Annotated in this window: 13 protein-coding genes; 7 read left to right on the top strand and 6 right to left on the bottom strand. The window is 69.5% G+C overall.

Annotated elements, in window-relative coordinates:
• Nucleotides 1-714 (top strand): FAD-binding protein (locus tag P3W75_RS13130; RefSeq protein ID WP_276227784.1); only part of this gene is annotated, 714 nt, incomplete at its 5' end.
• On the opposite strand, the gene P3W75_RS13125 is transcribed toward P3W75_RS13130, so the two are convergent.
• Nucleotides 683-1,135, bottom strand: coding sequence for a protein YgfX (locus tag P3W75_RS13125; RefSeq protein WP_276227783.1), 453 nt, complete (start codon nt 1,133-1,135; stop codon nt 683-685). The two genes, P3W75_RS13130 and P3W75_RS13125, sit on opposite strands and share 32 nt — an antisense overlap.
• The gene (locus P3W75_RS13120; protein ID WP_074978862.1) at nt 1,119-1,373 is read right to left on the bottom strand and encodes a succinate dehydrogenase assembly factor 2; all 255 of its coding nucleotides are present in this window, start codon (nt 1,371-1,373) and stop codon (nt 1,119-1,121) included. Before P3W75_RS13120 ends, P3W75_RS13125 begins: the two co-directional genes overlap by 17 nt.
• A gap of 161 nt (nt 1,374-1,534) precedes the next feature.
• Here P3W75_RS13120 and P3W75_RS13115 point away from each other — a divergent pair, with 161 nt between their 5' ends.
• On the top strand, nt 1,535-2,479 hold the full coding sequence (locus P3W75_RS13115; protein WP_276227782.1) for a YgfZ/GcvT domain-containing protein: 945 nt from the start codon (nt 1,535-1,537) through the stop codon (nt 2,477-2,479).
• A gap of 48 nt (nt 2,480-2,527) precedes the next feature.
• Entirely contained in the window at nt 2,528-3,364 is an 837-nt protein-coding gene (locus tag P3W75_RS13110; RefSeq protein WP_276227781.1) for an HDOD domain-containing protein, read from the top strand.
• A gap of 212 nt (nt 3,365-3,576) precedes the next feature.
• On the opposite strand, the gene P3W75_RS13105 is transcribed toward P3W75_RS13110, so the two are convergent.
• On the bottom strand, nt 3,577-4,986 hold the full coding sequence (locus P3W75_RS13105) for a sensor histidine kinase (RefSeq protein ID WP_430765370.1): 1,410 nt from the start codon (nt 4,984-4,986) through the stop codon (nt 3,577-3,579).
• A complete protein-coding gene (locus P3W75_RS13100; protein WP_276227780.1) occupies nt 4,979-5,650 on the bottom strand; it encodes a response regulator in 672 nt (223 codons plus the stop codon). Before P3W75_RS13100 ends, P3W75_RS13105 begins: the two co-directional genes overlap by 8 nt.
• A 189-nt stretch (nt 5,651-5,839) precedes the next feature.
• On the opposite strand from P3W75_RS13100, the gene P3W75_RS13095 reads away from it, so the two are divergent.
• Genes P3W75_RS13095 through P3W75_RS13080 form a run of 4 tightly spaced genes read left to right on the top strand, consistent with a single transcriptional unit; the run spans nt 5,840 to nt 10,149 of the window.
• Nucleotides 5,840-7,132, top strand: coding sequence for an OprD family porin (locus tag P3W75_RS13095; RefSeq protein WP_276227778.1), 1,293 nt, complete (start codon nt 5,840-5,842; stop codon nt 7,130-7,132).
• Between the two features lie 26 nt (nt 7,133-7,158).
• The gene (locus P3W75_RS13090; RefSeq protein WP_276227777.1) at nt 7,159-8,136 is read left to right on the top strand and encodes a Bug family tripartite tricarboxylate transporter substrate binding protein; all 978 of its coding nucleotides are present in this window, start codon (nt 7,159-7,161) and stop codon (nt 8,134-8,136) included.
• 17 nt (nt 8,137-8,153) lie between these two features.
• Nucleotides 8,154-8,624, top strand: a complete 471-nt coding sequence (locus P3W75_RS13085) for a tripartite tricarboxylate transporter TctB family protein (protein ID WP_276227776.1) — start codon at nt 8,154-8,156, stop codon at nt 8,622-8,624.
• Nucleotides 8,625-8,634: 10 nt separating this feature from the next.
• Nucleotides 8,635-10,149, top strand: a complete 1,515-nt coding sequence (locus P3W75_RS13080; RefSeq protein ID WP_276227775.1) for a tripartite tricarboxylate transporter permease — start codon at nt 8,635-8,637, stop codon at nt 10,147-10,149.
• A 197-nt stretch (nt 10,150-10,346) separates the two neighbouring features.
• On the opposite strand, the gene P3W75_RS13075 is transcribed toward P3W75_RS13080, so the two are convergent.
• Nucleotides 10,347-13,229: an HD domain-containing phosphohydrolase gene (locus P3W75_RS13075; RefSeq protein WP_276227774.1), complete on the bottom strand. Its 2,883-nt coding sequence runs from the start codon at nt 13,227-13,229 to the stop codon at nt 10,347-10,349.
• Entirely contained in the window at nt 13,226-14,068 is an 843-nt protein-coding gene (locus P3W75_RS13070; RefSeq protein ID WP_276227773.1) for a substrate-binding periplasmic protein, read from the bottom strand. Before P3W75_RS13070 ends, P3W75_RS13075 begins: the two co-directional genes overlap by 4 nt.
• Between the last annotated feature and the right edge of the window lie 227 nt (nt 14,069-14,295).

The following is a 14,295-nucleotide window of genomic DNA, read 5'->3' as shown; positions in this document are numbered from 1 at the left end:
AAGCGCCTGGGCGCGGACTGCGTGTACCTGGACATCAGCCACAAGCCAGCCGAATTCATCCGCGAGCACTTCCCCACCGTCTACGAGCGCTGCCTGGGCTTCGGCATCGACATCACCCGCGAGCCCATCCCGGTGGTGCCGGCCGCCCACTACACCTGCGGCGGCGTGCTGGTGGACGAACACGGCCACACCGACGTGCCGAACCTCTACGCCATGGGCGAAACCAGCTTCACCGGCCTGCACGGCGCCAACCGCATGGCCAGCAACTCGCTGCTGGAGTGCTTCGTCTACGCCCGCTCGGCCGCCGCCGACATCCAGGCGCGCCTGGCCCAGACCCCGGAGCCGCAGGCGCTGCCGAGCTGGGATGCGAGCCAGGTCACTGACTCCGACGAGGACGTGATCATTGCGCACAACTGGGATGAACTGCGGCGATTCATGTGGGACTACGTCGGCATCGTGCGCACCAACAAGCGCCTGGCGCGCGCCCAGCACCGGGTGCAGCTGCTGCTCAGCGAGATCGACGAGTTCTACAGCAACTACAAGGTCAGCCGTGACCTGATCGAACTGCGCAACCTGGCGCAGGTGGCCGAGCTGATCATCCTCTCGGCCATGCAGCGCAAGGAAAGCCGCGGCCTGCACTACACCCTGGACTACCCCGAGCTGTTGCCCGAGGCCCGCGACACTATCCTGGCGCCGACCATCTTCCGGGACTGAAGCGCAGCCGCAGGCGCAGGCGACGGTGGTCGTCGGCGCCCAGGCTGTCGGCCGGCAGGCACAGGCCCCGGCTCAAGCGACTGCCCGACGGACGGAAGCGCAACAGGACAAGCGCCGGCAGCGCCAGGCTGTCGGCGCGCAATTGCACCCTCTCCCAGCCCCTGGCCGGGCTCCACAGCTGCCAGCCGTCGCCGTCATGGCGCAGGGCCGCGTAGGCGTGGCGGCTGTACAGCAGGACATGGCGCGGCAGCACCCACAGGGCGTGGATCAGGCATAGCAGCAGGCCGGTGGCCTGCCAGAGAGCGGGAATGGCGGCCAGGCACAGCGCCGCCACGGCGAGCGTCAGGCTCGCCAGGTAGGCCGCGAGCAACCGGATGGACGGTCGCCAGCGGCACTCGAAGGGTTCACTTCGGTTGGACACGGTCCAGGATCATGCGCACGATGTGGCGCAGGTCGGCGTCTTCCGGCTCGCCGCGCTGCATGAACCAGCCGAACATGTCCTGGTCCTCGCACTCCAGCAGCTTGCGGAAACGCGCCTGGTTCTCGGCGTCCAGGCCCGGGTAGACCTCCTGCACGAAGGGCACCAGCAGCACGTCCAGCTCCAGCATGCCGCGGCGGCTGTGCCAGAAGAGTCGTTTCAGTTCGGTTTCGTCGGTCATCTGCGGGTCCTCGGCGCTACATCGGAAGCCCCACGGCACGGCGCCAGTCCGAATCCGTGAAGCGAGCGGCATTATACGCATGCCCCCGCCCGCCGGCACCCGCTGACAAGCGCCAGCCCCGGCTCTATCATGAGGCCCCAACTTTCTTCCAGCGACCCGCAATGGCCGATTCCGCGTTCTACACCGCCCTGACCCACGAAGGAGTCCTCGCCGTTCGTGGCCCGGACGCCGCCAAGTTCCTCCAGGGCCAGCTGACCTGCAACCTCAATTACCTCGACGCGGACACCGCCAGCCTGGGCGGTCGCTGCACCCCCAAGGGGCGCATGACCTCCAGCTTCCGCATCCTCGCCGAGGGCGATGGCTACCTGCTGGCGATGGCCGCCGAGCTGCTCGACGCGCAGCTGACGGACCTGAAGAAGTACGCGGTGTTCTCCAAGGCCAGCCTGAGCGACGACAGCGCCACCTGGCTGCGCTTCGGCCTGAACGGCGCTGACGCGGTGCTCGCCGGCCTAGGCCTGCAACTGCCCGCCGAAGCCGAGCGCGTGGCGCGCCACGGCGACCTGCTGGCGATCAGCCTCGGCCAGGGCCGCGCCGAGCTGTGGGTGCCGGCCGAGCGCGCCGGCGAAGTGCGCGAGGCGCTGGACGCCGGCCTCGCCGAAGGCAACCTGAACGACTGGCTGCTGGGCCAGGTGCGCGCCGGCGTGGGCCAGGTCTTCGGCGCCACCCGCGAGCTGTTCATCCCGCAGATGATCAACCTGCAGGCGGTGGGTGGCGTGAGCTTCAAGAAAGGCTGCTACACCGGCCAGGAAATCGTCGCGCGCATGCAGTACCTCGGCCGCCTCAAGCGCCGCCTGCATCGCCTCGCGCTGGACGCCGCCGAAGTGCCGGAGCCGGGTGCCGAACTGTTCTCGCCGGTGCACGGCAGCAGCGTCGGCGAAGTGGTGCTGGCCGCCCGCGCCGCCGAGGGCATCGAGCTGCTCGCGGTGCTGCAGGACGACGCCGTGGCCGACGGCCGCGTGCGCCTCGGCCAGGCCGAGGACGGCCCGGCCCTGCGCCTGCTGTCGCTGCCCTACGTGCTGGACAGCGACCGCGAAATCCAGCGCTGACCGAATTGCCTGCCGGGTGGGGAGCCCGGCGTCCCTCAAGGAAATGCCATGAGCAAGCTTGCCGAAAAAGTACAACAGGAACTGCTGCGGGCCATCGATAACGACGAGCTGGTTCTGCCCACCCTGCCGGAAGTGGCACTGCGGGTCCGCGAGGCGGCGGAAGACCCGGACATCAGCATCCAGGACCTGGCCAAGGTGATCGGCAACGACGCCGCCCTCACCGCGCGCATCATCAAGGTGGTGAACAGCCCGCTGCTGCGCACCAACAAGGAAATCACCGACCTGCAGATGGCCATCGGCCGCCTGGGCATCAACTACACCAGCAACCTGGCCACCGGCCTGGCCATGGAGCAGATGTTCCAGGCCACCTCCGACGTGGTCGACCGCAAGATGCGCGAGGTGTGGAACAAGAGCACCGAGATCGCCGGCATCTGCCACGCCCTGTGCCGCCACTACACCCGGCTGATGCCTGACCAGGCGACCCTGGCCGGCCTGGTGCACCAGATCGGCGTGCTGCCGATCCTCACCTACGCCGAGGAACACGGCGAACTGCTGGCCGACTCGATCAGCCTCAACCACGTGATCGAGCGCATCCACCCGATCATCGGCGACCGCATCCTCAAGGCCTGGGAATTCCCCGCGCCGATCGCCGCGGTGCCCGGCCAGTACCTGAACTTCCAGCGCGACTCGGGCAAGGCCGACTACGTGGACATCGTCCAGGTCGCCACGCTGCAGAGCTACCTGGGCAGCCAGCATCCGTACACCGAGATGGACTGGAGCGGCATCCCAGCCTTCGCCAAGCTGGGCATCGACCCGAACGCCAACCTCAGCGAGGACGAGGACCTGTCGGCGGCGATGGAAGCGGCGATGGGGATGTTGCAGTAACCGCTCGGGCACTCGCTTTTCGTAGGAGCGAGCTTGCTCGCGAATGGTGTCTGGCGGGAGCTTCGGCCTCTGGATTGACTCCTCCCCTCTCTCTAACCCTCGGCTGCGCGCCCCGCCCTGAAGGGAGAGGGGACCGTTCGGGGTGGACTGCCAATTCGAAGCTCGCCGGCAAACACGTTCGCCTCGGTGCGCACTGATACCTCTCCCCCCACCTAATCGAACCTGGGCTCCTCCGCCGGGAAGCTCACCCGCACCAGCAGCCCGCCCAGCTCGCCGTGGGCCAGTTCGATGTTCGCCCGGTGCGCGGCGCAGACCTCGCCGACGATCGCCAGGCCCAGCCCGGTGCCTTCCTGGCGACGCCGGTAGAAGCGGCCGAACACCTTGTCGCGCTCCTCCGCCGGAATCCCCGGCCCGTCGTCTTCCACTTCCAGCAGCGCCGGCGCGACCACGCGAATCACCACGTTGCCGGTCGCATGGTCCAGGGCGTTGCCCACCAGGTTGTCGAGCAGTTCGTGGAGCAGCGTCGGGTCGCCCTTGATCCACACCGGCCGCTCCGCCTCCAGGGCCAGCGCCACGCCGCGCGCGTGGGCCAGCGGCGCCAGCACCATACCTTGCTCGCGGGCCAGACGGCCCAGCTCGATGGATTCGCCGCCGCCCTCGGCGATGGCGCGCGCGCCACTCTCTACCCGCGCCAGCGACAGCAGCTGGTTGGCCAGGCCGGTGACCCGGTCGGTGTCCTGCACCGCCGCCTGCAGGGTTTCCCGCCAACGCTGCGGCTCTTGCTCGCGCAAGCCCAGCTCCAGGCGCGCCTTGAGCGCGGCCAGGGGCGTGCGCAGCTCGTGGGAGGCGTCGGCGATGAACTGCGACTGGCGCTCGAACAGGCTGCGCAGGCGCACGGTGAAATGGTTCAGTGCCGTCACCAGCGGGCGCAGCTCGCGTTGCACGGCGACTTCCGGCAGCGGCCGCAGGTCGTCGGCCTGGCGCTCGGCCACCGCCGCGCGCAGGCGGTCGAGCGGGCGCAGGCCGGCGCTCACCGCGTACCAGACCATGGCCAGCGCGGCCAGCGCCGACAGCGCCAGGTTCAGCAGGGTGTCGGCGAGCAGTTCGCGGGCCAGGCGCTCGCGGGCGCCGAGGGTCTCGGCCACGCGGATCTCGGCCATGCCGTTGACCGTCGGCTGGCTGACCGGCTGCGACAGGCTGACCACGCGCACGCCCTGGCCCTGGTACTCGCTGTCGTAGAAACGCGCCAGCGCCGGGTAGTCGTCGGTGCGCGGCGTGCCGGGCGGTGGCGCCGGCAGGTTCTCGTAGCCGGAGATCGACTGCCCGCGGGTGTCGATCACCTGGTAGAAGATGCGCCCGGCGCTGTCGTAGGCGAAGCTGTCCAGCGCCACGTAGGGCACGTTGGCGCGCAACATGCCGTCGCTGTCGTAGAGGCCGTCGGCGATGTTCCGCGCCGAGGCCAGCAGGGTGCGGTCGTAGGCGATGTCGGAGGCGTTGCGGGCGCGCTGGTAGGTGCTCAGGCTGCCCAGCAGCAGCAGGATCAGCAGCAGCCCGCCGAGGCGCCAGAGCAGCCGCCAGCGCAGGCTGCCGGAGCCCGGCAAGGCCAGGCGCCGCTCAGCCATCCACGGCCTCGAGCAGGTAGCCCAGGCCACGGAAGGTGACGATGCGCACCGCGCCGCCTTCGAGCTTCTTGCGCAGGCGGTGCACGTAGATTTCGATGGCGTCGGCGCTGGCGTCCTGGTCCAGGCCGAACACCTGGGCGGCCAGTTGTTCCTTGCTCAGCACGCGGCCCGGGCGGGCGATCAGCGCCTCCAGCACGGCCTGCTCGCGGGAGGTCAGGGCCAGCGCCTCGCCGGCCAGGCTGAAGCGCCGCGCACCGAGGTCGTAGACCAGATCACCGCAACTCTGCTGCTGCTCGCCGCCGAGCACGCTGCGCCGCAGCAAGGCCTTGACCCGCGCTTCCAGTTCGCTCAGCTCGAAGGGCTTGGCCAGGTAGTCGTCGGCGCCGAGGTTGAGGCCGTGGACGCGATCCTTCACCTCGCCGCGCGCGGTCAGCATCAGCACCGGCAGGGTCTTGCCGCGCCCGCGCAGGCGCGCCAGCACCTCGAAGCCGTCGAGGCGCGGCAAGCCCACGTCGAGGATCGCCAGGGCGTACTCCTCGCTGGCCAGGGCCAGGTCGGCGGCCACGCCGTCGCGCAGCAGGTCCACCGTCCAGCCGGCGCCCTTGAGGGCCAGCTGCACGCTTTCGCCCAGCTGCGGATGGTCTTCGACCAGAAGGATACGCACGGCGGATTTCCTCGTTCGGAAGCGGATGGTTCGGCGCAGTGTAACCGCATGTGATCGCCTGTGAACGGCTGAAAGCCTGGTGAAAGGCAGCGGCGCTAGGATCGCCGGCAGACGACGCAGATCGTCCCGATTCGGCTGGCGGCGTGGCGCCACCGTGACACAAACAAGAACAAGAAACGGAGTCCACCCATGCTGCCTGTCCAGCACAAGGCCCGCGCGGCCGTTCCCGCATTCACTCGCGTCTTCCCCGCCGGCTTCGGCGCGGCCCTGGCCCTCGGCGGTCTCGCCGGCGAAGCCAACGCTTCCGGCTTCATCGAAGACAGCAGCCTCAAGCTGCAAGCGCAGAACATCTACTTCAACCGCGACTTCCGCGACGGCGCCGGCCAGTCCAAGCGCGAGGAGTGGGCGCAGGGTTTCATCCTCGACTACCAGTCCGGCTTCACCGACGGCACGATCGGCGTCGGCCTGGACGCCATGGGCATGCTCGGCCTGAAGCTCGACTCCAGCCCCGACCGCACCGGCAGCGGCCTGCTGCCGACCCACGACGACGGCCGCGCCGCCGACGAGTACAGCAAGCTCGGCCTGACCGCCAAGTTCAAGATTTCGAAGACCGAGCTGCGCCTGGGCAGCCTGATCCCCGACCTGCCGACCCTGCAGCCCAACGACAGCCGCCTGTTCCCGCAGACCTTCGAAGGCGGCCTGCTGGAGTCCCGCGACCTGCCCGGCCTGGACTTCACCGGCGGGCGCCTGGAGAAGGCCAAGGACCGCGACTCCACCGACTACCAGGACCTGGCGCTGAACAACAAGAACAAGCGCTTCAGCGGCGCCGTGGCCGGCGAGCACTACGACCTGGCCGGCGGCGACTACCGCTTCGACGAGCACTTCAGCGGCCGCTACCACTACGCCGAACTGGACGAGGTGTACCGCCAGCATTTCGTCGGCCTGCTCACCAGCCACAAGCTGGGCGAGGGCAAGCTGAGCAGCGACTGGCGCCTGGCGATCAGCGACGACGACGGCGCCGCGCGCGGCGGCCGCATCGACAACCGCTCGTTCAACTTCATGCTCGGCTACGCCATCGGCGCCAACAAGTTCAGCGTCGGCTGGCAGCAGATGGACGGCGACACCTCCTTCCCCTACATCGACGGCAGCAACCCCTACCTGGTGAACTTCGTCCAGGTCGGCGACTTCGCCGAGGCCCACGAGCGTTCCTGGCAACTGCGCCACGACTTCGACTTCGCCGCCCTCGGCCTGCCCGGCCTGACCCTGATGAACCGCTACCTCAAGGGCGACAACGCCGAGGTCAACGGGCGCAGCGGCGAAGGCCGCGAATGGGAGCGCAACACCGACCTCAAGTACGTGGTGCAGAGCGGCCCGCTGAAGGACTTCGGCGTGCGCCTGCGCAACGCCACCTATCGCTCCAACTTCGCCCGCAACGCCGACGAGACCCGGGTCTACCTGACCTATTCCCTGGCGATCTGGTAAACAACAACAAGAACGAGGCCCCGCACATGACCAAGCTCCGCTCCCTGTCCCTGCTGCTCGCCGCCGGCGCGCTGCTCGCCGGCGCCGCCCAGGCCGAGCCCAAGCGCCCGGAATGCATCGCCCCGGCCGCCCCCGGCGGCGGTTTCGACCTGACCTGCAAGCTGGCGCAGAGCGCCCTGCTGGACGAGAAGCTGCTGTCCAGCCCGATGCGCGTCACCTACATGCCCGGCGGCGTCGGCGCGGTCGCCTACAACGCCGTGGTCGCCCAGCGCCCGGCCGACGGCAACAGCATCACCGCCTTCTCCAGCGGCTCGCTGCTGAACCTGGCCCAGGGCAAGTTCGGCCGCTACGACGAGAACGCGGTGAAGTGGCTGGCCGCCATCGGCACCAGCTACGGCGCCATCGCCGTGCGCAACGACTCGCCGTACAAGAACCTCGCCGACCTGGTGGCCGCGCTGAAGGCCGACCCCGGCAAGGTGGTGATCGGCTCCGGCGGCACCGTCGGCAGCCAGGACTGGATGCAGACCGCGCTGGTCGCCAAGGCCGCCGGCATCGACCCCAAGCAGCTGCGCTACGTCGCCCTGGAAGGCGGCGGCGAGATCGCCACGGCGCTGCTCGGCGGGCACATCCAGGTCGGCAGCACGGACATCTCCGACTCCATGCCGCACATCCGCGCCGGCAAGATGCGCCTGCTCGCGGTGTTCGCCGAGCAACGCCTGCAGGACGAAGGCATGCAGGACATCCCCACCGCCAAGGAGCAGGGCTTCGACATCGTCTGGCCGGTGGTGCGCGGCTTCTACGTCGGGCCCAAGGTCAGCGACGAGGAGTACCAGTTCTGGAAGGCCTCGTTCGACAAGCTGCTGGCCTCCGAGGACTTCGCCAAGCTGCGCGACCAGCGCGAGCTGTTCCCCTTCGCCATGACCGGGCCGGAGCTGGACACCTACGTCAAGCAGCAGGTCGCCCGCTACCGCCAGCTGGCCCATGACTTCGGCCTGATCCAGTAAGCCGCGAGGACACCCCCATGCACGCCCCCCACTCGCTGCCGCAGCGGCTGTTCGCCGCTGCCTGGCTGCTGGCCTGTCTCGGCCTCGCGACCATCGCCTGGAACTACCAGGCGCCCTTCTCCTACGAACCGGTGGGCCCGCGCGCCTACCCGCTGCTGTGCCTGGCGCTGATGGTGATCGGCCTGGCCTGGCTGATCCTGCGCCCCGCCCCGGCGCGCCACGACGACGAAGCGCCGCTGGAAGGCGCGCTGCTGCGCAAGGTGGTGGCCTGCGTCGGCCTGCTGCTGGTCTACGCCGGGCTCTTCGAGCCGCTGGGCTTCATCCTCGCCAGCGCCCTGGTGGGCAGCTTCATCGCCCTGCTCTACGGCGGCAGGCCGGCGCTCAGCGTGCTCACCTGCACGCTGCTGAGCATCGGCCTGTACCTGCTCTTCGACCGTTCGCTGGACGTCCCGCTGCCGCGTGGCGTCCTCGACTTCCTGCCCTTCTGAGGAGGCCGTCATGGATACGCTGGGTTATCTCGGCCAGGGCTTCGGCGTCGCCCTGAGCCCCTACAACCTCATCACCGCACTGATCGGCACGCTGATCGGCACCGTGGTCGGCCTGCTGCCGGGCCTGGGCCCGATCAACGGCGTGGCGCTGCTGATTCCGGTGGCCTTCGCCCTCGGCCTGCCGCCGGAGTCGGCGCTGATCCTGCTGGCCGCAGTGTACCTGGGCTGCGAATACGGCGGGCGGATTTCCTCGATCCTGCTGAACATCCCCGGCGAGGCGTCCACGGTGATGACCACCCTCGACGGCTACCCCATGGCGCGCCAGGGCCTGGCCGGCGTGGCGCTGTCACTGTCGGCCTGGAGCTCGTTCATCGGCGCTTTCATCGCCACCTGCGGTATGGTGCTGTTCGCCCCGCTGCTGGCGAAGTGGGCGATCGCCTTCGGCCCGGCGGAGTACTTCGTGCTGATGGTCTTCGCCATAGTCGCGCTCGGCGGCCTGGCCGGCGACCGGCCTTTGAAGACCCTGCTGGCGGCGCTGCTCGGGCTGTTCCTGTCGAGCGTCGGCATCGACGCCAACAGCGGCGTGTACCGCTTCACCTTCGACAGCATCCACGTCGCCGACGGCATCCAGTTCGTGGTGCTGGTGCTGGGCCTGTTCTCGGTCAGCGAGATTCTCCTGCTGCTGGAAAAGACCCACCACGGGCACAAGGCCGTGGAAGCCAGCGGGCGCATGCTGTTCAACCTCAAGGAAGCCGGCGCGGTGTTCGTGGTCAACCTGCGCTGCGGCCTGCTCGGCTTCATCATGGGCGTGCTGCCCGGCGCCGGCGCCACCCTGGCCAGCGCGGTGGCCTACATGACCGAGAAGAAGTACGCCGGCGCCAAGGGCAAGTTCGGCCAGGGCGACCTGCGCGGCCTGGCCGCCCCGGAAACCGCCATCGGCGCGTCCGCCTGCGGCGCCCTGGTGCCGATGCTGACCTTGGGCGTGCCCGGCTCGGGCACCACGGCGGTGATGATCGGCGCGCTCAGCCTGTACAACATCACCCCCGGCCCGCTGCTGTTCCAGGAGCAGCCGAACATCGTCTGGGGCCTGATCGCCTCGCTGTTCGTCGCCAACCTGATGCTGATCATCCTCAACGTGCCGATGGTGCGGGTGTTCACCCGCATCCTCGCGGTGCCGAACTGGGCGCTGGTGCCGGGCATCGCGATCATCACCGCGATCGGCGTGTACGCGGTGCACGCCACCACCTTCGACCTGTTCCTGATGGTGGCCATCGGCATCCTCGGCTACATCCTGCGCAAGCTCGACTTCCCGCTGTCGCCGCTGCTGCTGGGCTTCATCCTCGGCGGGCTGATGGAGCAGAACCTGCGTCGCGCGCTGTCGATCTCCAACGGCGAACTGGGCATCCTCTGGTCCAGCCCCATCGCCATCGGCACCTGGGCGCTGGTGGCGCTGATGCTCGGCCTGCCGCTGTACCGTGCCTGGCGCCGCCTGGCTCGCCGTGGCGGTGAGCCGGCCAGCGCCTGAGGAACCGGAACCACGCTCGCCGCGCTCTCTCCTGCGGCGATTTTCCGACCCGCCCCGCGCGGGTCTTTTTTTGCCTTGCCCCCTGCGTAGGAGCGACTGCCTTGTCGACTGCGCCGAGGCGCTTTTCGTAGGAGAGGCCGTGCCCGCCGGTATGCGATTCGCGCGCATGGCGCGCTCCTACGAGAGGGGGCGGCGGGTCAGGCTTTTTCGGCGGCGCCCGCCTCGACTATCGCCAGCAGAGCCGCCTCGTCCACCGTATCGATCTGGTCCGGGCGCAGGAAGCGCTCGCCGTATTCGCGGTACACCCCACTCTCGACGAACAGGCGGAACAGCCCGGCGTCGACATGCCGGTCGCGGGCCATGAAGGCGAGGATCTTCAGCGACTCGGAGAGGGTCTTGGGCGCCTTGTACGGGCGGTCGGCGGCGGTCAGCGCCTCGAAGATGTCGGCGATCGCCATGACCCGCTCGGGAATGCTCATGTCCGCGCCGGACAGCCGGCGCGGGTAGCCGGTGCCGTCCATCTTCTCGTGGTGGTTGGCGGCGATGGTCGGCACCCGGCGCAGGTTGCGCGGCAACGGCAGGGCGCTGAGCATCATCAGGGTCTGGACGATGTGCTCGTTGATCTTGAAGCGCTCTTCCTCGGTCAGGGTGCCGCGGCGAATGCCCAGGTTGTACAGCTCGCCGTAGTTGCTGGCGAAGGGCGGCAGGCGCATGTCGAAACCCCAGGTGTTGCGCGGGTCGTCCTTGGCCACCGGCGGCCGCCGCTCGCCCCAGGGCACCTGGTGCGAGGGCTTGTCGGCGAGCAGGCGCTCCTCCACCGGCAAAGGCCCGGCCGGGGTCGAGACCAGGCGCTCGGCCTCGTCCTGGGAGATGCCCAGGCGGTCGTCGAAGTAGCGCCACCAGCGGCGTTCGCCGATGCGTTGCAGGCGCGCCACGTCCTCGTCCTTCATGAACTCGCCGCCAACGTTGGCCTGGGCGACGAAGGCGAAGTCCTCCTGCAGCGCCTGCTGCTCGGCGTCGCGCAGGGCGCGCAGCTGCGCTTCGTCGCCACCGCCGGCGCAGCCCTGCCAGTAGCGGATGTCGGCGTCGCGCCAGAGCACCTCGAAGCGCATGCGTACCTCGTGCAGGCGGTTGTACAGGGTCTCCAGCTTGGTGGCCTTGTCCACCACGTATTCCGGACTGGTGATCTTGCCGCAGTCGTGCAGCCAGGCGGCGATCTGGAATTCGTAGCGCTCGGCGTCGCTCATGCTGAAGCCGGCGTAGGGCCCGGCGCGGTCGTCGATGGCCTTCTGCACGAGCATGTCGGCCAGTTGCGGCACCCGCTCGCAGTGCCCGCCGGTGTAGGGGCTCTTGGCGTCGATGGCGTCGGCCAGCAGCTTGATGATGGCGTCCAACAGGCGCTGCTGGGCCTCGATCAGCTGGCGCGTCTCGATGGCCACGGCGGCGGCGCCGGACAGTTCCTCGACGAAGCGTTTGAACGGCCGCCGCGGCCGGCGCCGGCGCTCGCCCTCCTCCGGCAACTGCAGGACCAGGATGCCCAGCAGCTCTTCGCTGCGGTTGCGCAGCGAGACTTCCATGTGCCGGCCGCGCCCGCTCAGCACCTGGTCGAGCAGGCCGGCCAGGCTCTCCTCGTCGAAGCCCTCGATCAGCAGCGACTGCGGGTAGTGCTCGCCGTTCACCGCGCAGGCCTGCACCAGGCGGTTGTCCTGCTCCGGCAGCAGGTAGACCGCGCCGCCGAGCACGCCGGTGGCCTCCACCAACCGCGAGAGGACGTCGGCGAGCATGCTGTCCAGGCGCGTCTCGCGGCTGAGGCTGAGGGTGATGCCCTGGAAGTTGTGGATGGTTTTCGACATGCCGCCGAGCACGCGGCTGAGCTCGCGCACTTCGCGGATCTTCGAATCCACCCCCACCGGGCGGGCGAAGTCGAAGGCCGCCAGCGCGCCCACCTGGTCGGAGAGCACCCGCAGCGGGCGGGCGATGCGCCGGCCGACCAGCCAGCCGAGCAGCAGCAACGCCAGCAGCAGCGCCCCGCTCCACAGCGCCTGGCGCAGCAGCATCTGCCGCGCGCCGGCGAGCAGTTCGTCGGCGGGGATGCTGATCAGCACCTTGGCCTGGCCGCTGGCGAAGTGCACCAGCGGCACCCAGATGCCATACCAGTCCTCGTCGCCCACCCGATAGGCCTGCGGCGTGCTGGCCGGGCCGCCGAGTTCGGCCAGGCGGCTCAGGGCGGGGACGCCCAGCTCGTCCAGGCGCGCCAGGCGCACTTCGCGGTCCTGGTGGCGAAGCAGGCGGTTGAGGTCCGGGTAGGCGATCACCGTATTCTGCCCGCCGAGCACCGCCAGCTCGGTGTGCGCCGTCTGGCGCAGGCCGCCCATCTCGGTGGCGAGGTCGTCGACCGAGGCGTCCATGCCGATCACCGCCGCGCCGTCGACGCTGCGCAGCGCCAGGGTCAGGCCGATCTCCTGGGTGGTGAAGAACACATAGGGCTGGGTCAGCACCGTGCCCCTGCCGGCGTAGGCCTCCTTGTACCAGGAGCGCTGGCGCGGGTCGTAGCGGTAGTCGGGGCGTTCCTCGCGGCGCAGCAGTTGCAGCCCGGCGTCGTAGTAGCGCCACTCGCCGACCAGCGCGCCCTGCTCGCCGAGGGTCTGGGTCTGCACCAGGTACAGCGTCTTGTCGGGGGCCTTGAGCGCCTGCCGCGCCTTCGCCGTGCGCAGCGCGCGGATCAGCAGGAATTCGCCGTTCGGGTAGCCGATGTAGACCGCGCTGAGGGTGGTGTTGGCGCTCAGGTTCTCCGCCAGCATGGGCAGACGCTCCAGGCGCGCCGGCAGATTGTCCAGCTGCGATACGTTGTCGTAGCTGAGCAGGCGCAGGGTGTTCTGCGCCGGGTCGAGCAGGCGGCGGATGCGCTCGTTGACCGTCACCCCGAGCTGCCCGGCGGCCTCCCCGGCCGCCGCCACCAGGGTGCTCTCGACGCCGCGGTAACCCTGCACCAGCAGCGACGCGCCGAGCGCCAGCATGCCCAGGATGATGGCGCCGGTCACCAGGACCTGCAGGGGAACGCCGCTCTTGTATGCCCTCATGGTGCCTCGCCTTGTTCGCCCGGGATCGGCCGATAACCGTTGTCGAGCAACGCCGCCGCCACATCCAGCGGGGCGTTGCGCAGGTAGATGCGGACCAGCGTGCCGTCCAGCCGCAGGTCTTCGAGCAGGCGCTGCCACTGGGCGGCCTGGGCGGCGCTGAAATGCCCGCGCGCCAGCATCAGCCCACGCGGCACACCGGGGCCGCGACCGACGTCGATGACCCGGAAGCGGTGGCGCAGGGCCGGGTCGCGGAGCAGGCCGGCGAGGCTCAGCTCGTGGCCGATCAACCCCTCCACCTGGCCATTGAGCAGCGCGCTGAAGCAGCTCGCCTCGTCGGGGTACTCGCGCACCCGTCCCTCGCTACGCAGGATGCGCAGCATGGCGTCCAGGTAGGGGCCGTGGTCGTAGCCGGCGATGGCGCCCAGGCGTACGCCGGGCAGGCCGTGGAAGTCGTCCAGGCCGCGCAGGTCGCTGGCCAGGTCCAGCGGCACGATCAGCCGCTCGCGCAGGTACAGGTAAGGCACGAAGTAGGCATAGCGGCGCCGTTCGACGGTGGCCACGCCGCTGGTCGCCAGGTCCAGCTCGCCACGCCGCAGGGCGCTCCAGATCGCCGCGCGGGGCTGCACCGAGACGTCGAAGCGGCAGCCGCTGCGGCGTTCCAGCTCGGCCACGAGGTCGGCGTCCAGGCCCTGGCCGTCGCGGTAGAACACCTGGTTGCGGTAGAACGCCAGGCGCAGCGGCTGCGCGCAGCCGTAGCGGTCGTCCGCGGCGGCGGGCAGGCACAGGCAGGCCGCCACGGCGACAGCCGGCCAGGTTCGAAACGCGGGATGCACAGCCATGAATCCGACCCGTCCAGTGTGTCGGCCTGGGAGGAGCGCAACGACCTCTTCCGCGGCTGAGGGATTCGCAGGAAACGACTAGTGGGAAAGTGTAATAGGACGCTGGCCTTTTGCCGGAAAAACGCAGCTCGTCGGATTCCCCGCCGCGCGCCCCTGTAAATCCACGGTAACGGGGTTGCGGCCGACGAACCGTCCTGCTTAACTCTGGCCCATGTGTGACTCATCGG

Source organism: Pseudomonas citronellolis, from assembly GCF_029335315.1.
Taxonomy (GTDB): domain Bacteria; phylum Pseudomonadota; class Gammaproteobacteria; order Pseudomonadales; family Pseudomonadaceae; genus Pseudomonas; species Pseudomonas citronellolis_A.
This window is presented reverse-complemented; position numbering and strand designations above follow the sequence as displayed.